The organism is Sphingomonas melonis (assembly GCF_013409985.1).
Taxonomy (GTDB): domain Bacteria; phylum Pseudomonadota; class Alphaproteobacteria; order Sphingomonadales; family Sphingomonadaceae; genus Sphingomonas; species Sphingomonas melonis_A.
Genome location: NZ_JACCBY010000009.1, coordinates 89,208 through 112,320 on the forward strand (window position 1 = coordinate 89,208; position 23,113 = coordinate 112,320).

The 23,113-nt window shown below is 68.6% G+C and carries 20 protein-coding genes; 9 read left to right on the top strand and 11 right to left on the bottom strand.

What is annotated here, in order from left to right; translation table 11 throughout:
- Positions 1 to 7: 7 nt before the first annotated feature.
- Genes aroC through HD841_RS19445 form a run of 4 tightly spaced genes read right to left on the bottom strand, consistent with a single transcriptional unit; the run spans position 8 to position 3,840 of the window.
- Complete coding sequence (gene aroC / locus HD841_RS19430) at positions 8 to 1,078, bottom strand: chorismate synthase (protein WP_179510549.1); 1,071 nt, start codon at positions 1,076 to 1,078, stop codon at positions 8 to 10.
- Positions 1,079 to 1,134: 56 nt separating this feature from the next.
- Complete coding sequence (gene fabI, locus HD841_RS19435; RefSeq protein WP_179510550.1) at positions 1,135 to 1,926, bottom strand: enoyl-ACP reductase FabI; 792 nt, start codon at positions 1,924 to 1,926, stop codon at positions 1,135 to 1,137.
- Positions 1,927 to 1,934: 8 nt separating this feature from the next.
- Positions 1,935 to 2,885, bottom strand: coding sequence for a YihY/virulence factor BrkB family protein (locus HD841_RS19440; protein WP_179510551.1), 951 nt, complete (start codon positions 2,883 to 2,885; stop codon positions 1,935 to 1,937).
- Between the two features lie 7 nt (positions 2,886 to 2,892).
- A complete protein-coding gene (locus HD841_RS19445; protein ID WP_179510552.1) occupies positions 2,893 to 3,840 on the bottom strand; it encodes a DnaJ C-terminal domain-containing protein in 948 nt (315 codons plus the stop codon).
- Between the two features lie 113 nt (positions 3,841 to 3,953).
- Between HD841_RS19445 and HD841_RS19450 the strand changes: the two genes are divergently transcribed.
- Positions 3,954 to 4,202 carry a hypothetical protein gene (locus tag HD841_RS19450; RefSeq protein ID WP_179510553.1) on the top strand — a complete coding sequence of 83 codons (249 nt, stop codon included), beginning with the start codon at positions 3,954 to 3,956 and terminating at the stop codon, positions 4,200 to 4,202.
- 715 nt (positions 4,203 to 4,917) lie between these two features.
- Here the strand turns inward: HD841_RS19450 and HD841_RS19455 are convergent.
- Positions 4,918 to 5,553 carry a hypothetical protein gene (locus HD841_RS19455; RefSeq protein WP_179510554.1) on the bottom strand — a complete coding sequence of 212 codons (636 nt, stop codon included), beginning with the start codon at positions 5,551 to 5,553 and terminating at the stop codon, positions 4,918 to 4,920.
- 109 nt (positions 5,554 to 5,662) lie between these two features.
- Here HD841_RS19455 and HD841_RS19460 point away from each other — a divergent pair, with 109 nt between their 5' ends.
- From HD841_RS19460 to HD841_RS19475, 4 genes are all read left to right on the top strand, one after another.
- Positions 5,663 to 6,328, top strand: coding sequence for a response regulator (locus HD841_RS19460; protein WP_179510555.1), 666 nt, complete (start codon positions 5,663 to 5,665; stop codon positions 6,326 to 6,328).
- A 4-nt stretch (positions 6,329 to 6,332) separates the two neighbouring features.
- Entirely contained in the window at positions 6,333 to 7,700 is a 1,368-nt protein-coding gene (locus tag HD841_RS19465; RefSeq protein WP_373563078.1) for a sensor histidine kinase, read from the top strand.
- 30 nt (positions 7,701 to 7,730) lie between these two features.
- A complete protein-coding gene (locus HD841_RS19470; protein ID WP_179510556.1) occupies positions 7,731 to 8,834 on the top strand; it encodes an NADH:flavin oxidoreductase/NADH oxidase in 1,104 nt (367 codons plus the stop codon).
- 83 nt (positions 8,835 to 8,917) lie between these two features.
- Entirely contained in the window at positions 8,918 to 9,793 is an 876-nt protein-coding gene (locus HD841_RS19475) for an SMP-30/gluconolactonase/LRE family protein (RefSeq protein ID WP_179510557.1), read from the top strand.
- 161 nt (positions 9,794 to 9,954) lie between these two features.
- Here HD841_RS19475 and HD841_RS19480 read toward each other — a convergent pair whose 3' ends face one another.
- Together HD841_RS19480 and HD841_RS19485 are read right to left on the bottom strand one after the other, a co-directional pair.
- Positions 9,955 to 11,535 carry an aldehyde dehydrogenase (NADP(+)) gene (locus HD841_RS19480; protein ID WP_179510558.1) on the bottom strand — a complete coding sequence of 527 codons (1,581 nt, stop codon included), beginning with the start codon at positions 11,533 to 11,535 and terminating at the stop codon, positions 9,955 to 9,957.
- Between the two features lie 120 nt (positions 11,536 to 11,655).
- Entirely contained in the window at positions 11,656 to 11,934 is a 279-nt protein-coding gene (locus tag HD841_RS19485) for a hypothetical protein (RefSeq protein ID WP_179510559.1), read from the bottom strand.
- Positions 11,935 to 12,179: 245 nt separating this feature from the next.
- Here HD841_RS19485 and HD841_RS19490 point away from each other — a divergent pair, with 245 nt between their 5' ends.
- Both HD841_RS19490 and alr read left to right on the top strand, forming a co-directional pair.
- The gene (locus tag HD841_RS19490) at positions 12,180 to 14,219 is read left to right on the top strand and encodes a TonB-dependent receptor (protein ID WP_179510560.1); all 2,040 of its coding nucleotides are present in this window, start codon (positions 12,180 to 12,182) and stop codon (positions 14,217 to 14,219) included.
- 47 nt (positions 14,220 to 14,266) lie between these two features.
- The gene (gene alr, locus HD841_RS19495; RefSeq protein ID WP_179510561.1) at positions 14,267 to 15,289 is read left to right on the top strand and encodes an alanine racemase; all 1,023 of its coding nucleotides are present in this window, start codon (positions 14,267 to 14,269) and stop codon (positions 15,287 to 15,289) included.
- On the opposite strand, the gene HD841_RS19500 is transcribed toward alr, so the two are convergent.
- The 4 genes from HD841_RS19500 to HD841_RS19515 all read right to left on the bottom strand — a co-directional run bounded on the left by HD841_RS19500 (position 15,290) and on the right by HD841_RS19515 (position 22,084).
- A complete protein-coding gene (locus HD841_RS19500) occupies positions 15,290 to 16,264 on the bottom strand; it encodes a 2OG-Fe(II) oxygenase (protein ID WP_179510562.1) in 975 nt (324 codons plus the stop codon). It lies immediately after the preceding gene.
- A 63-nt stretch (positions 16,265 to 16,327) separates the two neighbouring features.
- Positions 16,328 to 19,711, bottom strand: coding sequence for a TonB-dependent receptor domain-containing protein (locus HD841_RS19505; RefSeq protein ID WP_179510563.1), 3,384 nt, complete (start codon positions 19,709 to 19,711; stop codon positions 16,328 to 16,330).
- A 185-nt stretch (positions 19,712 to 19,896) separates the two neighbouring features.
- Positions 19,897 to 21,069 carry an acetyl-CoA C-acetyltransferase gene (locus tag HD841_RS19510; protein WP_179510564.1) on the bottom strand — a complete coding sequence of 391 codons (1,173 nt, stop codon included), beginning with the start codon at positions 21,067 to 21,069 and terminating at the stop codon, positions 19,897 to 19,899.
- A 13-nt stretch (positions 21,070 to 21,082) separates the two neighbouring features.
- Positions 21,083 to 22,084 carry an alpha/beta fold hydrolase gene (locus HD841_RS19515; RefSeq protein ID WP_179510565.1) on the bottom strand — a complete coding sequence of 334 codons (1,002 nt, stop codon included), beginning with the start codon at positions 22,082 to 22,084 and terminating at the stop codon, positions 21,083 to 21,085.
- A gap of 107 nt (positions 22,085 to 22,191) precedes the next feature.
- Between HD841_RS19515 and phaR the strand changes: the two genes are divergently transcribed.
- Positions 22,192 to 22,752 carry a polyhydroxyalkanoate synthesis repressor PhaR gene (gene phaR, locus HD841_RS19520; protein ID WP_179510566.1) on the top strand — a complete coding sequence of 187 codons (561 nt, stop codon included), beginning with the start codon at positions 22,192 to 22,194 and terminating at the stop codon, positions 22,750 to 22,752.
- 10 nt (positions 22,753 to 22,762) lie between these two features.
- Complete coding sequence (locus HD841_RS19525) at positions 22,763 to 22,948, top strand: hypothetical protein (RefSeq protein ID WP_179510567.1); 186 nt, start codon at positions 22,763 to 22,765, stop codon at positions 22,946 to 22,948.
- Positions 22,949 to 23,113: the final 165 nt, after the last annotated feature.

The window sequence follows — 23,113 nt, forward strand, 5'->3', positions numbered from 1 at the left end:
TTAACGATTAGCGACCCGTCTGGCCGCGATGGAGCAACGCCTGGTCGGCAAGCACGAGGGCCATCATCGCTTCCACGACCGGTACGCCGCGGATGCCGACGCACGGGTCGTGGCGACCTTTCGTCGCGATATCCGCGGCCTGGCCGGTGCGGTCGATCGTCTCGACCGGGATCAGGATCGAACTGGTCGGTTTGAACGCGACGCGCAGCCGGATCGGCTGTCCGGTGGCGATGCCGCCGGTGATGCCGCCGGCATGATTGGCGAGGAAATCGGGGCCGTCCGCACCGGGCCGCATCGCATCGGCATTGGCCTCGCCGGTCAGCGCCGCGGCGGCGAAGCCGTCGCCGATCTCGACGCCCTTGACCGCGTTGATCCCCATACAGGCATGCGCCAGTTCGGCGTCGAGCTTGGCATAGAGCGGTGCACCCCAGCCGGCGGGCACGCCCGTCGCCTCGCAGGCGACGACCGCGCCGAGCGACGATCCCGCCTTGCGCGCGCCGTCGACCAGTGCCTCCCAGCGCCCCGCGGCGGCGGGATCGGGACAGAAGAAGGGATTGGCGTCGATCGCCGCATCGTCGAACGCGGCATAGTCGATCGCGTCGCCGCCGATCGCCTCGACCCAGCCGCGGATGCGCACCTGCGGGATCACCGCGCGCGCCACCGCGCCCGCCGCGACGCGCGATGCCGTCTCGCGTGCCGACGACCGCCCGCCGCCGCGATAGTCGCGGAAACCGTATTTGGCGTCATAGGCGTAATCCGCATGGCCCGGCCGATAGGCAAGCGCGACCTCGGAATAATCCTTCGATCGCTGGTCGACATTCTCGATCATCAGGCTGATCGGCGTGCCGGTGGTGCGGCCCTCGAACACGCCCGATAGGATGCGAACCTGATCCGGCTCGCGCCGCTGCGTGGTGAAGCGCGAGGTGCCCGGGCGGCGCTTGTCGAGCCACGGCTGAATATCCGCCTCGCTCAGCGCGATCCCCGGCGGGCAGCCGTCGACGACCGCGCCGATCGCGGGCCCATGGCTCTCGCCCCAGGTGGTGAAGCGGAACAGATGGCCGAAACTGTTGATGCTCATGTCAACCCCATCCCTTCACCAGACTGAGGGGTCAAGTCACGCGGACTTGTCGCGTCTCAAGCCAACGCGATATCCGGCGCGTCCTCTGCCTTCATGCCGATCACGTTATAACCGGCGTCGACATGGTGGATCTCGCCGGTGACGCCGCTCGCCAGGTCGCTGAGCATGTAGAGGCCGGCGCCGCCGACATCCTCGATCGTCACGGTGCGGCGCAGCGGGGCGTTCAGCTCGTTCCACTTGAGGATATAGTTGAAGTCGCCGATGCCGCGCGCAGCCAGCGTCTGGATCGGGCCCGCCGAAATCGCGTTGATGCGGATATTGTCGGGGCCGAGGTCGACCGCGAGATATTTGACGCTGGTCTCCAGCGCCGCCTTGGCGACGCCCATGACGTTGTAATGGGGGATGACCTTTTCCGCGCCATAATAGGTCAGCGTCAGGATCGAGCCGCCCTCCGGCATCAGCTTGCGCGCGCGCTGCGCCACCGCGACCAGCGAATAGGCCGAGATGTTCATCGTCATCAGGAAATTGTCGAGCGTCGTGTCGTAATAGTGGCCGCGCAGCTGCGACTTGTCGGAATAGCCGATGGCATGGACGACGAAGTCGATCGTCGGCCATTCCGCTTCGAGCGCTGCAAAGGTCGCGTCGAGCGCCGCCATGTCGGACACGTCGCAGTCGAACAGCCGCGCCACGCCCAGTTGCTCGGCGAGCGGGCGCACTCGCTTCTCCATCGCCGCGCCCTGATAGGAGAAGGCAAGTTCGGCACCATGTTCGGACAGTTGTTTCGCGATCCCCCAGGCGAGCGACTTGTCGTTCGCCAGACCCATGATCAATCCACGCTTGCCCGCCATCAAACCCGTCACGCCGTCTTTGCCTCCGCTGTCGTCTGCGTCCCCTGTAGCGCCGGTTCGGGGGGTTCCGCCAGTGCTGCGTTGAGATGCGCGCCGAACACGAGTCCCAGCCCGATCAGATAGAAGAACAACAGCATGACCACAACGCCGGCAAGACTGCCATAGGTGAGGTCATAGCTGCCGAGCTGCGAAAGCACCTTGGGCACCAGCGCGGTCATGCCGACCCACCACAAGGTGGTGAACGCCGCGCCCGGCCATTTGCGGCAGCTGGAATAGCGATATTTGGACGGCGTCACCGAATAGAACAGCAGGTAGAGCGCGCCGAACATCACCAGCCCGGGGATGATCCGCGACAGGCCGACCCAGCCGGCGATCCCTTCGGCAAAGGGCAGCAGGCGATAGATGAACTGCTCCGCCGCGGTCAGGATACCCTGTACCAGGAAGCTCATCAGCGCGATGATCACCGACAGGATGATGACCCCCGACGACGACAGCCGCGATCGCCAGAAGGGTACGCTCGCCTTCACGCCATAGGCGCGGTGGAAGATGTCGCGGATCGTCTCGACGAAGCTGCCGACCGTCCACAACCCGACCAGTCCGCCCAGCCACAGCAGCGAGCCGGTGCGCGCCATCAGCACGTCGGCGATCGGCTTGCGCAGGATGTCGGCGACGTTGGGCGGCAGCACGTGCAGGAACGAGGCGACGGCGCGCTGCGTCTCCTCGCTCTGGCCGAGCAGCGACAGCACCGCCGCGGCGGTGATGAAGAACGGAAACACCGTCATCAGGGCGAGATAGGCGAGGTTGCCGGCGTGGATGAAGCCGTCGTTGAACACGCCAAGCCCGGCACGCTTGGTGATTTCCCAAGCGGCCGGGCCGGGTTTCAGCTTGGCGAGCTGATGGCGGGCGCGATGGCGCTGATGCGCGCGGTCCTCGGGCGTAAGGGCGGTACTGTCGGTCACTTCGGCGTCAGACGCCCATGGCCGCCCGTGGGTTCCGCGTGTCGTTCCATCCTGCCACGAACTGCTGCAAGGCGGCGTCATCCGCCGGCACGTCGATCAGCAGCGTGATGAGCTGGTCGCCGCGCGTGCCGTCCTTCTTGTGGAAGCCCTTGCCCTTGAGGCGCAATGTCTTGCCCGAGCTGGTCCCCTTGGGGATCGTCAGCATCACCGGCTTGTCGACGGTCGGCGCGCGGACCGACCCGCCCGCCACCGCTTCCTTGAGCGTGATCGGCAGGTTGAGGCGCACGTCGTCGCCGTCGCGGCTGAAATAGCGGTGCGGCTGCACCTCGATCGAGACGATCGCGTCGCCGGCGCCGCCGGGGCCGGGTTCGCCCTTGCCGCTCAGCTTCATCTGCGTGCCGTTCTCGACGCCGGCGGGCAGCTTGAGATCGATCGTCTTGCCATCGCCGAGCGTCACGCGCTGCGGCGTCAGCATCGCCGCGTCGACGAACGGCACCTGCAGGCGATAGGTGATATTGGCGCCCTTGGGCTGCGGTCGCCGGCCGAAGCCGCTGGCGAAGCCGCCGCCGCGCGCCTGGCCGCCGCCGAACAGGCCCTCGAAGATGTCGCTCATGTCGGCATCGCCGCCGCCGGTGCCGAATTCGTAGCCGGCGCTGCTGAAGCCGCCGCCGGGGCCCGCGCCAGCGCGGCCGGCACCGGGCCGGGCGCCGCCGAAGCCGAACGGCGCGGCCGGATTGCCGTCGCCATCGATCTCGCCGCGGTCGTAGCGTGCGCGCTTGTCCTTGTCGTTCAGCAGGTCGTACGCATTGGTGACCTGGCTGAACCGCTCCGACGCCTTCGGATTATCCTTGTTGCGGTCGGGATGCAGTTCCTTGGCGAGCTTGCGATACGCTTTCTTGATGTCCGCCTCGGACGCGCCGCGGGCGACGCCCAAGGTTTGATATGGATCGGCCATTGGTTCCCCATTGGTGTATTACGGACCTATGTGGGGGAGGGCGGCGCGCAACGCAATCGCTCGCTGCATCGTTGGTGCGTTCGAGGAGACTCGAGACGACCGAGACGCAGCCGATGCAGGCGACCGATCCGGATCACGCGGCCACGCCCGCCCACGATGATGGCGTCGAGAAGCCCTCGGCCAAGTCCGAGAGCGAAAGCAACGGCGGCGCTTATCCCAATCCGTATACCGGCAAGAGCCGTCAGGATAATGTTGGCGGCGGCTTCCTGGGGCACGGCGGGCAGAGCGGCATGGATTATTCCGGCACCGGCGACGGCGACACCGACGAAACCGTCGGCAACGGGAATGCGGTGACCCGGTAGCTGTCGGCGCGAGGACCGGGATCGGCGCTCCTTCGTGCCGCCGACAGAAGCGGGCGGCGACGGGCGGTAACGGGGTAGAAGGTGATTCGCGCGAAGGCGCGAAGGCGCGAAGATGGTGCGTTCGCTGCGCCGCAGGCGCCGTTCGACGGGCGATGCGAGGGGGGGGGCGAAGGGTCTTCCAGGCGGATTGGACATCCAAGCTTCGAAGAAAACTCCTCCCACGCCATGGAGTCCGGGTTGAACGGCCCCCGGCCGTTCAACGTCATGCTGGGCGCATGACCGACCCGGCACTGCGGCGCGGCGAAGCCGCGACGGAGCACGGCTATCGCAAATGGCTGCGGTGATGAGGTTCGAGTCGTCACCCCCTATCCGTCACCCCGGACTTGTTCCGGGGTCCACCGGGCCACAAGAGAACGGTGTCCCATCAAGCCTTTCTCCTCGCCGCAGAGTGGACCCCGGAACAAGTCCGGGGTGACGGTTGGTGTTGGAAGGCGGCGGACTCAAGCGAACCTCCATAGGCGATAGCCCGCTCTGGCGGGGAGGCGTTTGATTGAACGGCGATCCCGCCTCGCGCTCCGCGCGCCGATCGCGTCACGATCGTCATCGCCGAAGCTCACGCCGCAAGCGCGACATCTTCGCGCCTTCGCGCGAATCGATCGTCTTCCATGGACGATGAGGAAGGACCGGCCGCCCAGGGCGACCGGTCCAAATGCCATCAGCGCGCCGGCGTGGGCGCCGGAGCCGGGGCCGGCAGCGGTGCCGGCGCATTCGCCGCGGGCGGCGGCGGAGGCGGCGCATTGCTGCCGTTCACGGGCGGCGGCGGCGGAGCGTCGCGGCCGTTGCCCGGGGGCGGGGGCGGGGGCGGGGTGCCGGCCGGACCTGCGCCGGGCGGGGGCGGCGGGGGCGGTGCATCAGGGCCGCCCGGACCGCCGGGACCGCCCGGGCCACCGGGGCCGCGCGGACCGGGGCGCGGGCCGACTTCGCTCACCTGGCCCGAGGGGCCGACGAGGAAGTGGGCGCGCAGCTGGCCGTCGTCGTAGCGGCCCTGCACCAGCACCGCATTGCCGCGGGTCACCGTGGCGGTGCCGTCGCGGCCGGCGTCGATCATCGCGCGGCCGCTGCCGTCCTGGACGACGAACCGGCCGCCGAACACCTCCGCGACGCGGCCCTTCACCGTGACGATGCCGCCGCTGTTCGGCAGCTTGGCGATCGGCGTCGCGATCGTCGGTGCCATTTCGATGCTCGGGCGGGTGAGGGCGACCGCCCCCGCGCCGCCGGCCGCACCGACCGCGATCAGCGCGGCGGCACCGAGCGCCAGGCGCTGGCGGGTTCCGATATGTAGTCTTGCCATCGATCGTCTCCGTATGTGTGTCGATGGAACTGGTCTACGCCGAGTCGGCCGACCCCCGCTGAACCGGGCGGTTCAGATTCGGTTTAGCGATCGGGGATAGGGCCGCCGCATGCGCATCTTGCTTGTCGAAGACGATCCAGACCTGGGACCCGCGATCGCGCGTGCGCTGCGCGCCGAGCATTTCGCGGTCGATCTGGTCGCCGACGGCATCGACGCCGGCCATCTCGGCGAGACCGAGACGTATGACGCGGCGGTGCTCGACCTCGGGTTGACCGGCAAGGACGGTATCACCGTGCTGCGCGACTGGCGCGCCGCCGGGCGGGCCTTGCCGGTGCTGATCCTCACGGCGCGCGATGGCTGGTCGGACAAGGTCGCCGGCTTCAAGGCCGGCGCCGACGATTATCTCGTCAAACCGTTCCGCGTCGAGGAACTTGTGATGCGGCTGCGGGCCCTCGTCCGCCGCGCCGCCGGCCACGCCCAGCCCGTGCTGAGCTGCGGGCGGCTGTCGTTCGATACGCAGATCGGCCATTTCGAACTCGATGGCCTGCCGCTGAAGCTCACCGCCTTCGAATGGCGCGTGCTGTCGGCGCTGATGCTGCGCCGCGAGGCGGTGATCGAGCGGCTCGACCTGCTCGAACGCGTCTATGAAGGCGATGCCGATGTCGATTCGAACAGCCTCGAGGTGATCGTCGGCCGGCTGCGCCGCAAGATCGGTGCGGAGATGATCGAGACGATCCGTGGTCGCGGCTACCGCCTGACCTGCGGCGAGGGCTGAGACGGTGCCGAAATCGATTCAGGGCCGCATGCTGCTGCTGTCGGCGGTGGCGATCCTCGCCGCGCTCGGCATCGCCGGCTGGGCGATCGCCGGCGTGCTCGAACGCGTGGTGACCGAGGGGATCGACCGGCGGCTCGATGCGGAGATCGCGCTGCTCGCGAGCACGGTGGACGGCGACGGCCGCGTCGACCGCGCGCGGCTGGCCGCGCGCGGGGGGGCGCTGGAGGCGGGGCGCGGCTGGCACTGGCGGATCGCGGGGCCGGACGGCGCGATCGGCTCGGCCGATCTGCCGCGGCTGCGCGCCGGTCCGCATCCGGCCGACGCGCCGCCGCCCCCCGGACCTCCGGGACCACCGCTGCCGGAGGACGCCGCGGGGCCGCAGGTGCTGGAAGGGGCCGATCGGGCCGGGCGCAGCGTCCACGCCCGCCGCCTGGTGATGACGACCCGCCGTGGCGACGTGGCGCTGCTCGCGGTCGCGCCGCGCGCGGTGATCGCGCGGCCGTTGCGGGACGCGCTGCTGCCGCTGCTCGCCGCGCTGGCGATCCTTGCGGTGCTGCTCGCCGTCGCCAGCATCGTGCAGTTGCGCCTGGGGCTCCGGCCGCTCGCCCGGATGCGCGCGCAGGTCGCCGCGATCCGCGGCGGGACGCGCGACCAGGTCGACGAGGATCAGCCGGTCGAGCTGCGCGGCCTCGCCGCCGAACTCAACGCGCTCGCCGCCGATCGCGCCGCGGCGCTCGCCACCGCGCGTCAGTCCGCCGCCAATCTCGCGCATGCGCTCAAGACGCCGGTGGCGACGCTGGCGCTCGGCCTGCGCGACGATCCCACTGCCGCGGCCCAGCTCGCGCGGATCGACGCCACGATCCGCCACCATCTATCCCGCGCCCGCGCCGACACCAGCGATACGCGGGCCAGTACCCGCGTCGCGCCCGCGGTGGCGGATCTCGCGGTGGCGATCGGCCGGTTGCACGCGGCGCGCGGCATCGCGGTGACGCATGCGGTCGCCGGCGATCCCGTCGCGGCGATGGACGCGCAGGATTTCGACGAACTGCTCGGCAATCTGCTCGACAATGCCGCCCGCCACGCCAGCGCGCAGGTGTGGGTCGAGGCCCGGCCGCAGCGCGACGATGCGCGTCGGCTCGACCTGATCGTCGCGGATGACGGTACCGGCATCCCCGCCGCCGACCGCGCCCGCGTGACCGAGCCGGGCGTGCGGCTCGACGAACGTGGCGAGGGGCACGGCTTCGGCCTCGCGATCGTGCGCGAACTCGCCGAGCTGCACGGCGGCCGGCTGGTGCTCGCCGAGCGCGAGGGCGGCGGGCTGGAGGCGCGGGTCAGCCTGCCCGCACGGCACCAATCGCCGTCCGAAGCGTAACGCCTCCCGAATCCGTTTCGCGAGGTGCGCATGTCTTCTGCCCTGTTCCAGCCGATCACCATCGGCACCAAGACCCTGTCCAACCGCATCGTCATCGCGCCGATGTGCCAATATTCCGCCGAGAACGGGCGGATGACCGACTGGCATCTCATCCACCTCGGCCATCTCGCGCTGTCCGGCGCCGGGCTGCTGACCATCGAGGCGACCGCGGTCGAGCCCGAGGGGCGGATCACCTATGGCGACGTCGGCCTGTGGGACGATGCCACCGAGGCGGCGATGGCGCGCGTGCTCGAGTCGATCCGCCGCCATTCCGACATGCCGATCGCCATCCAGCTCGCCCATGCCGGCCGCAAGGCGTCGACCGACCTGCCGTGGAAGGGCGGCAAGCAGATCGCCCCGGGCCATCCGGACGGCTGGCAGACCGTCGCGCCGTCGCCGCTGCCCTTCGCCGAGGGCGAGAACCCGCCGACCGAATTGCGTGTCGAGGACCTCAAGCGGCTGGTCGCGGCGTTCGCCGACTCCGCGCGCCGGGCCGCGCGGCTGGGCATCGACGCGGTGCAATTGCATGGCGCGCATGGCTATCTGCTCCACGAATTCCTCTCGCCGCTCTCCAACCGCCGCACCGACGATTACGGCGGCAGCCTCGAGAACCGGATGCGCTTTCCGCTCGAAGTGTATGACGCGGTGCGCGCCGCCTTCCCGGCGGACCGGCCGGTGACGATGCGCGTGTCGGGCAGCGACTGGGTCGAGGGCGGCTGGGACGCCGAACAGACCGTCGCCTTCGCCCGTGTGCTGGAGGCGCGGGGCTGCGCCGCGATCCACGTGTCGAGCGGCGGGCTCGACCCGCGCCAGCAAATCCCGGTCGGGCCGAGCTATCAGGTGCCGCTCGCCCGCGCGGTCAAGCAGGGTTGCGGCATGCCAGTGGTCGCGGTCGGGCTGATCACCGACTATGAACAGGCCGAGGCGATCGTCGGCACCGGCGATGCCAATATGATCGCGCTTGCCCGCACCATCCTCTACGATCCGCGCTGGCCGTGGCATGCCGCCGCGCACTTGGGCGCACGGGTCAAGGCGCCGGACCAGTATCTCCGCTCGCAGCCGCGCCAGTATCGCGACCTGTTCGACGTGGATTGAGCCTGCGCGCGGCTTTTGTCAGACTAGACGGGAGCCGCGCTTCGGTGAAAGGAGCGCGCAACCCATGTGGAGAGGAATGCGCGATGACCGATCATAATGTTCGTACCGTCCTGCCGGTGCAGGCGATCCTGGGCGAAGGCCCGGTGTGGGTGGCGCGCGAGCAGGCCTTGTGGTTCGTCGACATCAAGAGCCGCCACATCCACCGCTTCGATCCGGCGACCGGCGACGCCAGGCGTTGGGACGCGCCGGATCAGGTCGGCTGGATGCTGCCGAGCGCCGATGGCGGGATGATCGCCGGGCTGCGCACCGGGCTGCACCGGTTCGACCCGGCCGACGGCAGCTTCACCTTCCTTGCCCGGCCGGAGGGTGATCCTGCCGGCAACCGCCTCAACGATGCCGCGACCGATGGCGCCGGGCGGATCTGGTTCGGCACGATGGACGATGCCGAGATGGACATGAGCGGCCGCGTCTACCGCCATGCCGACAGCGTCGTGACCGACAGCGGCCTGGCGCCGGTGTGCATCACCAACGGCCCGGCGATCGCCGGTGACGGCGTGACGCTCTACCACACCGACACGATCGGCAAGACGATCTGGCGCGCGACGATCGGGGCCGACGGCACGCTCGGCGAGGCGGTGCCGTTCGTGACGATCGAGGAGGATGCCGGCCATCCCGACGGCTCGGTGGTCGATGCCGAGGGCTGCCTGTGGGTGGCGCTGTGGGGTGGCTGGGGCGTGCGGCGCTACGATCCGTCGGGTGCGCTGATCGGCACCGTCCGGCTGCCTGCATCGAACATCACCAAGATCGCCTTCGGCGGGCCTGACCTGCGCACCGCCTATGCGACGAGCGCGCGCAAGGGGCTGACCGAGGCGGCGCTGGCCGAGCAGCCCGAGGCGGGCAACCTCTTCGCCTTCGATCCCGGCGTGGCCGGCGTGCCGGTCACCCCGGTGGCGCTGTAAGGGAGGCGCCCGCTTCGGCGGGCGGTCCCCGAAGCGCGGAACGCTTTCACCCAAATTCGTCACCCCGGACGTGTTCCGGGGTGACGGTGGGTTTGGCACGGGGACAACCCTAGGCTGACGCCGAATCCCTCCCCCGCCGAAGCGAGGGAGGAACCGGGCCTTTACCGCGGGCTGGCTTCGCGCTTGCCGTCGAGGCGGCGGGCGATGCCCCAGGCGTTGTCGTCGTGCAGCGCCTTGGGAAGCAGCGCCGGCGCGAGGTTCTGGTAGCATACCGGACGCAGGAAGCGCGCGATGGCGAGCGTGCCGACCGAGGTCGTGCGCCCGTCGCTGGTCGCCGGGAAGGGACCGCCATGGACCATCGCCGGCGCCACTTCGACGCCGGTCGGCCAGCCGTTGGCGAGGATGCGGCCGACGCGGCGCGCGATCACCGGGACTAGCTTGGCGGCATCGGCCTCGTCCGCCGGATCGACCTGCAGCGTCGCGGTCAGCTGGCCTTCGAGCTTGGCGATCACCGAGGCGATCTCCCCGATGTCGCGGCAGCGCACCAGCATCGACGACGAACCGAACACCTCGTGCGACAGCTTGACGTCGGCGAGGAACTGGTCCGCGGTCGTCTCGAACAGCGCGCCGACCGCCTGGTTGACGCCCTCGCCGGTTTTGCCGCGCGCGACGGTGCGCACCGCCTCGTGGCTGGCGAGTTCGGCGACGCCCTTTTCGAAGCTGGCGTGGATCCCGGGCGACAGCATCGTCGCCGGCTGGCTCTCGGTCAGCGCCTCGCCCGCCGCCTTGACGAAGGCGTCGAGCTCGGGGCTGTCGACCGCCAGCACCAGGCCGGGGTTGGTGCAGAACTGGCCGGCACCCATGGTCAGCGAGCCGACATATTCCTTGGCCAGCGCCGCGCCACGGTTGGCGAGCGCGGCCGGGAACAGGATGACCGGGTTGATGCTCGACATCTCGGCATAGACCGGGATCGGCTCGTCACGCTCGGCGGCGATGCGGACGAGGGCGAGGCCGCCGCCGCGCGACCCGGTGAAGCCGACCGCCTGGATGCGCGGATCGGCGACCAGCGCGCCGCCCAGCTCGTTGGTCTCGCCGGGCAGATAGGAGAAGACTCCCGCGGGCAGGCCGGCGTCCTGCACCGCCTTCTGGATCGCGCGGGCGACCAGCTCGCCGGTGCCGGGATGCGAGGGATGGCCCTTCACCACGACCGGGCAGCCCGCGGCGAGCGCCGAGGCGGTGTCACCGCCCGCCACCGAGAAGGCGAGCGGGAAGTTGGACGCGCCGAACACCGCGACCGGGCCGATCGCCAGATTGACGCGGCGCAGATCGGGGCGCGGCAGCGGCGCCCGGTCGGGGAGGGCGGGATCGATCGTCGCGTCGAGGAAGTCGCCCTGGCGCACGACGCCGGCGAACAGCTTGAGCTGGCCGACGGTACGGCCCCGCTCGCCTTCGAGGCGGGCGCGCGGCAGGCCGCTTTCGGCCATCGCGCGCTCGATCAGCGCGTCACCGATATCGAGGATGTTCTGTGCGATGCCTTCGAGGAAGGCAGCGCGCAATTCGAGATCGGTCGCGGCATAGGTCGGGAAGGCTTCCTCGGCGAGGGCGCAGGCCTCGGCCACCGCATCGGCGCGGGCCGACGAGAAGTCCGGGGTCAGCGTCTCGCCGCTTGCCGGGTTCACCGCGGTGAACCGGTTTGCGGCCTGGCGTGCTTCGCCACCGATCAGCAGGGCGCCGTCGATCATGGAAATACCTCTCTCGGAAATTGTCCGAGTTATTCTAGGGACGCGATCGCTCCGCGACAATGGTGCACGTCGCGACAATCCCGCACATGCGTTGCAACAGACGGATGCCGGTCGATGCGATCAATGATCGGCTTCGAAGGTCACCGCATCGTCGGTGTTGTGCGGATCGAGATCCCATACCGCGGCGACCTCCTCCACCGCGCGTCGCGCGATCGCGTCGAGCTGCTCGGGACAGAAGGCCTGCACGTCCCAATTGTGCCCGGCGCTGCCGTCCCAGGGGTCGGCAAGCGTCGGCAGCATGAACTCGATCCGCGCGCCCTCGCTGTCGAGCGAGAGACGCAGCGCCGCCTGGTTGAGCTCGTCGCGCAACGCCGCCGCGCCCAGCAGCGGCCGGCTCATCGCAGTACCTGCGCGCGCGGCAGGGAATAAGCATCGGCCATGATCGTCTCCTTCGACTCACCGGCAAGCGCGGCACGGACCCGATCGTTCCCGATCCGCATCGACCTTGCAATGCCCCTGTCACAAACCGGCACGCCGTGGTCACTCTCCGGCGAAGGGAGAGGTGCGGCGCCTGCCGCCGCGCATCGATATGGATCAGTAGGTTGATCATTCTCCTCGCCGCCGGAAACCGCCATGAGGGCGCGATGCGTCATCTGCTTCCCTGTGCCGTCCTGCTCGCCTCTGCCGGCGCGCTTCCCGCTGTCGCCCAGACCGATCCGGTCGATGCCCCCGATATCGTCGTCACCGGCCGCGGCCTGCCCGTGTCGCCGGGCGAGCGCGCGTTCGACATCGTCACGATCGACCGCGACCGGCTTCAGGCCAATGCCAGCGCGCGGCTGGAGAGCGTGCTCGCCGACGTCGCCGGGCTCCAGCAGTTCCGCCGCTCGGACAGCCGCACCGCCAATCCGACCAGCCAGGGCATCACGCTACGCGGCATCGGCGGCAATGCGTCGAGCCGCGCGCTGCTGATCCTCGACGGCGTGCCGCAGGCCGATCCGTTCGGCGGCTGGGTCGCCTTCCCGGCCTACGCCACCGGCCGGCTGGGTCACGTGCGGGTGACGCGCGGCGGCGGCAGCGGCTATTTCGGTCCCGGCGCGCTCGCCGGCACCGTGCAGCTCGACAGCGCGACGCCCGACCAGCTCGCCCCGCTCGATGCGAGCCTGTTCTACGGCAGTCGCGATTCGCTCGAAGCGCAGGGTTCGGCCGCGCTGGTTCGCGACGGCGGCTTCGCAACGCTGTCGGGCGCCTATGCGCGCGGCGACGGCTTCGTGCCCACCGTGGCGACGAGCCGCGGTCCGGTCGATCGCGCCGCCCCTTATGAACAGGCCTCGGGCGCGCTACGCACCGTCGTCACCCTCGCACCATCGACCGAGATACAGGCCAACCTCATCGCCTTCACCGATCGGCGCGAGCGCGGCACCGCCTTCACCGCCAACCGCTCCGACGGTGCCGACGCGAGCCTGCGCCTCGTCGGCCGCGGCGCGTGGGGCTGGTCCGCGCTCGCCTATCTCCAGACGCGCGCCTTCGCGTCCGGCTTCGCCAGCATCAACGCCGCGCGCACCACCGTCAGCCAGTCGCTGGACCAATATAACACCCCCGCCACGGGCCTCGGCGCGCGGTTCGAGGTGCAGCCGCCGCTCGGCAGCGCGATCGACCTGCGGCTCGGGGCCGATATCCGCGACGTGTCGGGCAAGACGCAGGAGCTGTTCACCTTCGTCAACGCCAGCCCGACCCGGCGCCGCGTGGCGGGCGGTTCGACGCGCACGCAGGGCCTGTTCGCCGACGGCAGCGTCGCGTTCGGCGACCTGACGCTGACCGGCGCCGGGCGCATCGACTGGTGGCGGATCGATGACGGCTATCTCAGCGAGCGCCCGCTTGCCGGGGGCGCGGCACTGACCGACTCGCGCTTCGCCGACCGCGACGGCAGCGAATTCACCGGCCGGCTCGGCGCCGCATGGCGGGCCGCCGATGCCGTCACGCTGCGCGCGGCGGGCTATCGCGGCTGGCGCCTGCCGACGCTCAACGAACTCTACCGCCCGTTCCGCGTCGGCAATGACGTCACCGCCGCCAACGCCGGTCTCGCCCCCGAGCGGCTGACCGGCATCGAGGGCGGCGTGACGCTGACGCCGTTCGCCGGTGCCAGCCTCGCCGCGACGCTGTTCCACAATCAGCTCGACGACGCGATCGCCAACGTCACCCTGTCGTCGACGCCGACCAGCGCCTCGCGCGTCCGCCGCAACCTCGATGCGATCCGCTCGACCGGTGTCGAGGTCGATGCGCGCTACGCGACCGGGCCGTTCACCGCGCTCGCCTCGTGGAGCCATGTCGATGCGCGGGTGCGTGCCTCTGGCGCGGGCGCGGCGCTCGATGGCCTGCGGCCCGCGCAGACGCCGCGCGACGCGGTGTCGGCGACGCTCGGCTGGCGGCGGCAGCGTGCCGCGCTCTCGGCGACGCTGCGCCACGTTGCGCGCCAGTTCGACGACGACCAGAACAGCCGCAGCCTCGCCCCCGCGACGACGCTCGACGGCTATGCCGCGCTGCCGGTGACGCGGGTGCTCACCCTCGAGGTGCGCGCCGAGAACGTCTTCGATGCGCGGGTCGAGGCGGGGATCAGCGGCGCCAACATCGTCGAACGCGCGACCCCGCGCACGCTGTGGATCGGGGTCCGCGCGCGGCTCGACTGAGCCCGCGCGCCTCGACGCCGGGCGCCGGGGCGATTACACGCGCCCGGGTGACCGCTCCCCTTCGCCTCCGCCTCGACGCCGCCGCCCTCGCCGACAATTGGCGCACCCTCGACCGGATGAGCGGTACGGCGGCGTGCGGCGCAGCGATCAAGGCGAACGGCTATGGCCTTGGCGCGGCCGAGGCCGCAGGCCACCTCGCCGCCGCCGGGTGCCGCGACTTCTTCGTCGCGACCTGGGCGGAGGCGGAGCGGCTGGCCCCCCTCGGCCTGCCGCTGTCGGTGCTGCACGGCGTGCGCGCCGAGGACATGCCGCTGGCGCTGCAGGGTATCGCGCGACCCGTGCTGAGCACCGAGGCGCAGGTCGCCCGCTGGCGCGCGGCGGGTGGCGGCGCCTGCGACGTGATGGTCGATACCGGCATGAACCGGCTCGGCGTCGCGCCGGCGGCGGTGCGCGACGGCCTGCTCGATGGGCTGACGATCGAGACGCTGATCAGCCATCTCGCCTGCGCCGACGAGGACAGCGCGATGAACGCCCGTCAGCGTGACGCCTTTGCCACGCTCGTCGGCACCACCGGCGCGCGGCGGATGAGCCTCGCCAATTCGGCCGGCATCGCGCTCGGCGCCGATTACGCCTTCGACCTGACCCGGCCCGGTATCGCGCTGTACGGCGGCGTCGTCCGGCCCGAATTCGTGGGGATCATCCGGCAGGTGGTGACGCCGGAGGCACAGGTGTTGCAACGCCGCACCGTGCCCGCGGGAGAGACGGTTGGCTACAACGCCACCTGGACCGCGCGGCGGGCGACCGAGGTGGCGATCCTCAACCTCGGTTATGCCGACGGCTATGTCCGTGCCTTATCGGACCGCGGCAGCGCGAGCGGGGGCAGGCTGCCGGTGATCGGTCGCGTCTCGATGGATTTGATGGCGCTCGACGTCACCGCGACGCCGGAGGTCGCGGAGGGCGACTGGATCACGCTCGACTTCGCGCTGCCCGACGCGGCGGCTTGGAGCGGCATGTCGCAATACGAGCTGCTGACGCTGCTTGGACAGCGCTATGCGCGGCGGTGGGGGTGATCAGGCCGCTTCGGGGCCCGTCCATACGTCGAACGGCCGCGCCCGAATCCACCGCGTCGCCAGCCATTTGACGCCGCTGCGCACCGGCTCGCCGGCGTGGCGGGAAAGCGGATCGATCGTGCCATCCTGCCGCACGTTATCGAAGATAACCGCATCCCCCGTCCGCGGCGTGATACGAACATCGCCGGCAGCAAAATATGTCGCGCCGCCGGTAAAGCCGTCGTTGAGATAGATGAGCACGGTCTTGATCCGCTGGTTGCGAACGCCTTCGATCGAATCCAAATGTGGGCGGAACTCCTGCCCCGGGCGATAGCGTAGCACCGCAAGCGCCTCGCCCTGTGCGACATCAGTACCGGTAACGGCGGCGATACGCTGGTTAAGTGCCCGGATGACGGGACTTTCTCGTGTCGGGCCGATGACCGCTCCGTCAGACGTGCGGACGGAGTTGGCGACGTTCGCACCGGTACGTGGATCGACGACAACGGCGGGGAGCAGCAGATCAGCGGCTGCCTGTGCAACGTGGAGGCATTCCGCTGGTGAGAGCAGGCGGCTGACGTGTCGTATATTCGGCTGGGTCGCGAGGGTCCTTGTCGCCAGGGCCTCCGCGGGGGTGCCGTCTGCGTGCAATGTCATCGCCGCGAGGAGGTTGATCTGTTCGACCGCCGCCGGATGCGCGGTTCGGGAAAGCAATTGGATCGCCGACGTCCAATCGGCGGTCGCCCCACTGCCATTGGCAGCGAGTGCCGCTTCCATCAGTGCAGCTTCTTGATGACCGATCGCTGCAGCCGACCGAAGCGACCGCCTTGCACCGGTGAGGTCACGGGCGATCGGCTGACCGGCGAGCTTCCAGACAGCCTCACGGAAAAGTGCGTCCGCGTCGCCTCCGGCGGCGGCCGCCGTGACCAGGTCGATTGCCTGCCGGGTTTGACCTTGCGCCAGCAACTGATCGGCCCGCGCCACGGTGCCTTCGGCCATGATCGTCCTCCCAAAAAAAGGGCCGGTGGCGAACCACCGGCCCATCAGGCAGGTAAGGGGTGTTTAGAAGCGGGCGCGGACGCCCGCATAGATGTTGCGGCCCCGGATATCATAGATCGAGCTGCCCGCACCGGTGCCCGACGAACCGAGCGGCGGAATTTTGTTGAAGACGTTGTCGACGCCGCCATAGAATTGGAAGTTCTTACCGAAGTTTCCAAGGTCATTCAGGTTCCAAGTGAATCGCAGGTCGTGATAAAAGACGCGCGGATACTTGCGGATGTCAGCATAATCCAGGTTGTTTGGTGGGCATCCGGCCGCCGTGCAGGCCGACGGCAGTTCGTTGAAGTCCTCATAGAAATTGACAAACATCGGGCCGATGTACCGGAGGCGGTAGCCTAAAGTAAACGATCCGACGCTCAAGTCATTGTCGAGTCGGAATTCGTCCTGCGCATCACCTAATTCACTCAGCAGGCGGTTCTCGAAGTTGGGTAGCGTCGGATTCTCGAAATTGCTCGACTTGAGGAGGTGAGTGTAGATCAGGTTGGTGTTGAAGCGGACTTCGCTGCTAAATTCCTTCCGATAGGCGGCCTGGACGTCGATGCCACGGCGCACTCGCTTGGCGAAATTGACGCCTGCCGACACCAGCGAGTTGCCGAGGATCTGACCGGGCTGCTCGCCCAGCGAGCCGGCACCGGAACCACGATAGCGGGTGAACAAAGAGCAGAAGATGTTGTTGAGGTTGGGCTGATCGTAGCAGTTGTTCGCAATCTGCTGTGCAGTAAGCGAAACGATTACGTTGTTCACCTTGATGTCGAAATAATCGACGGTCAGCGAGAAGCCCGGCACAGCTTGGGGCTGGACGATCGCGCCGAGTGTCAGCGACTTCGAGGTTTCCGGCTGGAGGTTGGGATTGCTGCCGCTGATGATCGGCAGCGAATAGCTGACGTTCGGCAAGCCGGCGAGCAAGGTCGCACCCAAATCGGCAAGGCAGTTCCCGGCACGGTTGGGGTTGTTTGCGATGTTCCCCGAGGCGCACGGGTCGAGGAAACCCGGAGCGAAGTTGGGGACTGCCGGGAAGCCGGTCTCAGACACGTTGGGTGCGCGGACCGATTTGCCGTAATTTGCGCGGAACCGAATGTCGCGGATCGGTGCCCACTCACCGCCGAAGTTGTACGTCCAGACTGTGCCAACCGCGCCGGTGTAGTCGGACACGCGTCCCGCACCGTTGATGGTTAGTTCATGGAAGAAGGGCGTATCCTTGAGCAGCGGGATGCGCACCTCGCCGAAGGCTTCCTTGACCTCGAACTTGGGCGGATCGAATTCACCGATGATGACGGCGTTCGTCGCGCCGCTCTCGATAAACGGATCGTTCTGGTAGCGGGCACGCTCGCGCCGGTATTCACCGCCCAGCGAGAAGCCGATCGGGCCGCCGGGCAGCGAGAACAGCTGACTGAGATCGCCACCGATATAGCCCTGCACGTCGAACTGCGACAGGCTCGCCCGGTTGCGCGCGTTATAACGGAAGTAGTTGGCTGCGCTGCTGTTATCAGCTCCGCCAAACGGATTGTAGGGTACGCAGGCCGCGATGTCGTTCGCAAGCCGCGCGTCACTGCCCGCGAATGCGACCCGTGCCGCGGGATCGAATTGCGCCCGGCATTGTATTTGGCCCGTGGTTGGATTGCGTCCGGCATCGAGCGACAACAGGAAACGCTGACGATCGAGATAGCCGAAAGTCACCGTATCTTCGGTGAATTTGCCATAGTTGACCGAGACTTCGTAGTTCCAGACGCTGGCGAAATCGCCGCGAACACCGCCAACGATACGATAGGTATCACGACGGAATTGCTCGTCGCGAATGCCCGAATCAGCAAGGACGCGGGAATCGACGAAGCGGTACGTACCCGCTGCAATCGCGGCGCGATCGTCTGCATTCAACGGACCGCCAATGCCTTGGCCCTGCCGTGCTGTCCGGTTGAAGCTGCTCGTAACACCGGTGACGCTGCAGGGGGCGGTCAGACTGGGGTTGCAGCCCGAGGCAAGGATCGCATTGGCGATCGTCGTGCGATCCGCGGGATTAAGGAACGGGTTGTCGAGCCTGATGCGCTCACGCAGATCGAGCTGGCTGAAGGTGCCTTGGATGAAGGACGGCCCTGCATTGGAGCCCAGGCTGTCGACCCTGTTCCATTTGGCCTCGACAAACGGTTCAAAGGCGGGGCTGACGGTGAAGTGCGCGAGCAGGTTGAAGTTGAGACGCTGCTGATAAGGCAGCACCGACAGCAACTCTCCTTCACGGCCGGTTTGACCGTTGCCACCCAGAATGCCGCCGATGATACCCTGGCCGTAGCGGGTGCCGGTCTGCGGCGTGAGGCGACCATCGGGTGTGAAGATGTAGGTGCAGTTGTACGGCGTCCCGACCGTCGAACCCGAGCCTATGCCTGGTGCGCCGTTGGTGGTGCCGATACCCGTGCCGCACTGCGCGTTAGCGCCGGGCTGGGTGATCGGGACGAGGCCGAAGCGGTTGATCGCAGCGCTGCGCATATCGCGCAAGAAGGTACGATCGGGAAAGCCGTCGCTGCCGTTCGGCAGGGACGGGTCAACGTCGACGAGACCCAGGCCATCGACCCGTCGAAACCAAGGGATGTCCGACCCGAACACGCGCTGCTGATGAGAATATTCGCCGTGCAGGGTGATGTTGGCCCGGCCATCGGCGAACGTCTTGCCTGCCATCGCGGAGACATATTGATTGCCGCCGAAGCCCTTCTCGGAAACGCCAGCCTGGCCGCGAAGCTGAATGCCATCGTATTCGCGGCGGAGAACGAAGTTGACGACGCCCGCGATCGCGTCCGAGCCGTAGATCGACGACTGAGCGCCCGTGACGATGTCGATACGCTCGATCAGGTCGTTCGGGATGGTGTTGACGTCCGGCGAGACGGCATTGTTCAGAATATCGGCGGCAACGTGGCGCCGTCCATTGACCAGCACCAGCGTTCGCGACGTTCCAAGGCCGCGTAGATCCAGCAAGTTAAGACCCGCGATGCCGATACCCGACCCAGGGTTCTGCTGGGAGAACGTGCTACGCAGCTGCGGCAGGTTGTTGAGCAGGTCACCAACGTTGGTGTTACCCTGCTGGAACACCGCGTCGCCCGCGATGGACGTCACCGGAACGGCGGAATCAAGGTTGGGCCGGCGGATGCGCGACCCGGTTACAAGAATTTCTTCCGGGTTGGCGTCTTTCGGATCGACGGCATCGCTGGCCTGCGCGATCTCGGCAGGCGTTCCGACCGATGGCGTTACCGCTCCGGCTACTCCGCCCGCTGGGGTGCAATTCTCCGTGGTCTGGTTTGTGCACGTTGGCAGCGTACCTTGATCCGTAGTCTGCGCGAACGCGTTCGTCGCGAGCAGCATACCGCCCGCGAGCGCACTCGCGGAGAGCAACCAGTTCTTCATGTGTGTCCCCTGTTTAGGCTTTTGCCTTTTTCCAGGGGACTATGGTGTCTTAATCGAGGCGCCCCGAACAAGGGGTTTCGCCATCTAATATCTGGAATCGCTCAAATTTTGCCCGCGGTGTCGCCTAAATGACACGAAAATGACGGCTTATGTTTCGTGATGTTGCGTTATCCCAACCGTCCGCATCACCGCTCCACGCACATCGCGATCCCCATGCCCCCGCCGATGCACAGCGTCGCCAGGCCCTTCTTCGCGTCGCGCTTCTGCATCTCGTAGAGCAGCGTGGTCAGCACGCGCGCGCCGCTGGCGCCGATCGGGTGGCCGATGGCGATCGCGCCGCCGTTGACGTTGACCTTGTCCGCATCCCAGCCGAGCTCCTTGCCGACCGACAGCGCCTGCGCCGCGAACGCCTCGTTCGCCTCGATCAGGTCGAGGTCGGCGATCGTCCAGCCGGCCTTCTCCAGTGCCTTGCGCGACGCCGGCACCGGGCCGATGCCCATCACCGAAGGGTCGACGCCCGCGCTTGCCCAGCTCTTGATCGTCGCCAGCACCGGCGTGCCGCGCTTCTCGGCTTCGGCGCGGCTCATCAGCACCAGCGCGGCGGCGCCGTCGTTGAGGCCGCTCGCATTGGCGGCGGTGACGGTGCCGTCCTTCTTGAACGCCGGGCGCACGCCGCCGACGCTGTCGATCGTCGCGCCGGCGCGGATATACTCGTCGTCGGCGACGACGGTGTCGCCCTTGCGGCCCTTGATCGTCACCGGCGCGATCTCGTCGCGGAAACGCCCGCCGCCGCGCGCGGCCTCCGCCTTGTTCTGGCTGGCGACCGAGAAGGCGTCCTGGTCGGCGCGCGTCACCTGATATTGTTCGGCCAGATTTTCCGCGGTGATGCCCATGTGATAGCCGTTGAACACATCGGTCAGGCCATCGACCACCATCGTATCGACGAGGCTGATCGCACCCATTTTCGTGCCGCCGCGCATCGTCTGCGCATGCGCGCTCATCGACATGCTCTCTTGGCCGCCCGCCACCACGATCGACGCGTCACCGGTCTGGATCGCCTGGCAGGCGAGCGCGACCGCGCGCAGGCCCGATCCGCACACCTGATTGACGCCCCAGGCCGGCACTTCCTTGGGGATGCCCGCCGCCATCGACGCTTGCCGCGCCGGGTTCTGGCCCTGTGCGGCGGTGAGCACCTGGCCGAGGATCACTTCCGAGACCTCGGCGCCGTCGACGCCGGCTTGGGCGAGCGCCGCCTCGATCGCCACCCGGCCCAGCTCATGCGCGGGGGTGGCGGCGAAGGCGCCGAGGAAGCTGCCGACGGGGGTGCGCTTGGCGGCGGTGATGACGATCTCGGTCATGATGGTCCTGCTCCTACTTTGGGCCGTGTCTACCCGGCGGCAGCGCCGCGATCCAGTGGGCGAGCGGCTCCCACAGCATCGCCCGGCCACGGCCGCCGACGATCATCCCGACATGGCCGAGGCCGAGATCGCGGCGGTCGGCGAGCCCAGCGGCGGTGGCGGCGGGCACGATCCGGTCGGTGAGCGAGACGAACTCGACCGCCGGACAGGCGAGCCGCGCAGGCGAGGCGGGGGCGCCGCGGATGATCCATTCGCCCGTCCCCGGCGCGTCCTGCGCGACGAACCGTTCGAACAGGTCGCGCGCCGCGGCGAGCGGCAGCGGCTCGCCCGCGTTCGCCCAATCCTCCAGCCGCACGAAGGCGCGCGCCGCGGCGCTGTCGGGGTCGAGCCGCCCGAACGATTCGTATTTCGCGACGGTGCGCGCCGGATCGAGCCGCCAGAAGCCCGCCTGCAACACCTCCATCGGCAGCACGCCGAGCGCCTCCGCGGTCGGCCTAGCCGCCTGCCACAGATCGAGCATCGCCGGCGCGGCATCGCCGTAACCGGCGAAATGCCACGGCGCGGCGATCGTCGCGAGGCCCGCCACCGGGGTGGCTCCCGCCGCCGCCAGCGCCATCGTCCCTCCGAGGCAATAGCCGACCAGCACCGGCGGCTCGTCGAGCTGCTCGATCAGCGGCAGCAGCAGCGATTCGATATGGGCGGTCATGTCCATCTCGCGATCGGCCGCGCCGGGCGTGCCCCAGTCGACCAGCGCGACGCGGAATCCCTGCGCCGCCATCCAGCGCACCAGCGAGGCGTCACCGAGATCGAGGATTGCCGGCGGGTTGATCAGCGATGGCACGAACACGACCATCCGGCCGCGCCCGCCATAATAGCGCAGGCACGCCCGCCCGACGGCGGCGAGCGCCGGCATCGGCGCGGGCGGGGCAGGGCGCGGCGCCTGCTGATAGGCGGCGAGCCCGGCGAGCGCCGCGGCGGTCCGCTCGGGCTGTGCTGCGGTTTCGCTGCGCAACATGTCAAGGAACAGCGGCAAGGGCCGCGGGCCGTGTTGCGGTGCGAAAAATTGCGGCGTAACATCCTCCTCAGTCACGGCAACGGACCGTCGCGCGACAGGGGAGCGGTATGAAGAAGCAGGCCAGGGGCGACGGAATCGTCATCATCAAGAAATACGCCAACCGGCGCCTTTATAATACCGAGACCTCGTCCTACATCACGCTCGAGCATCTGGCGACGATGACCCGCGAGGGCCGCGACTTCAAGGTCGTCGATGCCAAGACCGACGACGATATCACCCACAACGTGCTGACCCAGATCATCATGGAAGAGGAAAGCCGCGGCCAGACGATGCTGCCGGTCAGCTTCCTGCGCCAGCTCATCTCGATGTACGGCGATTCGATGCAGGCAATGGTGCCGGGCTATCTGGAGGCGTCGATGGACAGCTTCCGCCGCAACCAGGAACAGTTCAAGACCGCGGTCGAGGGCGCCTTCGCCCATTCGCCCTTCGCCGAGATCGCCAAGCGCAACCTGCAGATGCTCGAAGTCGCGGCGCAGGCGTTCCAGGCGCCGGTGGTCGCGCCGATCACCCCCGCGGCCGCGCCGAGCCCGGCCAGCAAGGACGACCAGATCGCCGCGCTCAAGGCGGAACTGTCGCGCCTGCAGGACAAGGTGGAAAAGCTCGGCTGAGGCGGGGCGCATGCCGGCGATGTTCTGGGCGGCGGGCGCGACGGTGCTGCTCGCGCTTGCAGCGGCCTTTGCCGATCGCCGCCGGCGGCTGCGCGCCGATCCCGACCGCGTCGGTTTCGTCGACTGGCGTACCGTCCAGATGGCGGCGCTGCTCGCGACGATCCTGCTGGTGAGCCTCGGCCTGCACATGCGGTGAGGCGGGGCCGTCGATGGGTGTCCGTGTGACCGGGCCAGAGACAAGAAGGGGTTGATTCACGCGAAGGCGCGAAGGCGCGAAGAGAAGGGAAGAGTTTTGCGCGCAGAGGCGCGGAGGCGCAGAGATGGCAGGGCCGCGTCAGCGGCCTTCATCCTTCACAACGTT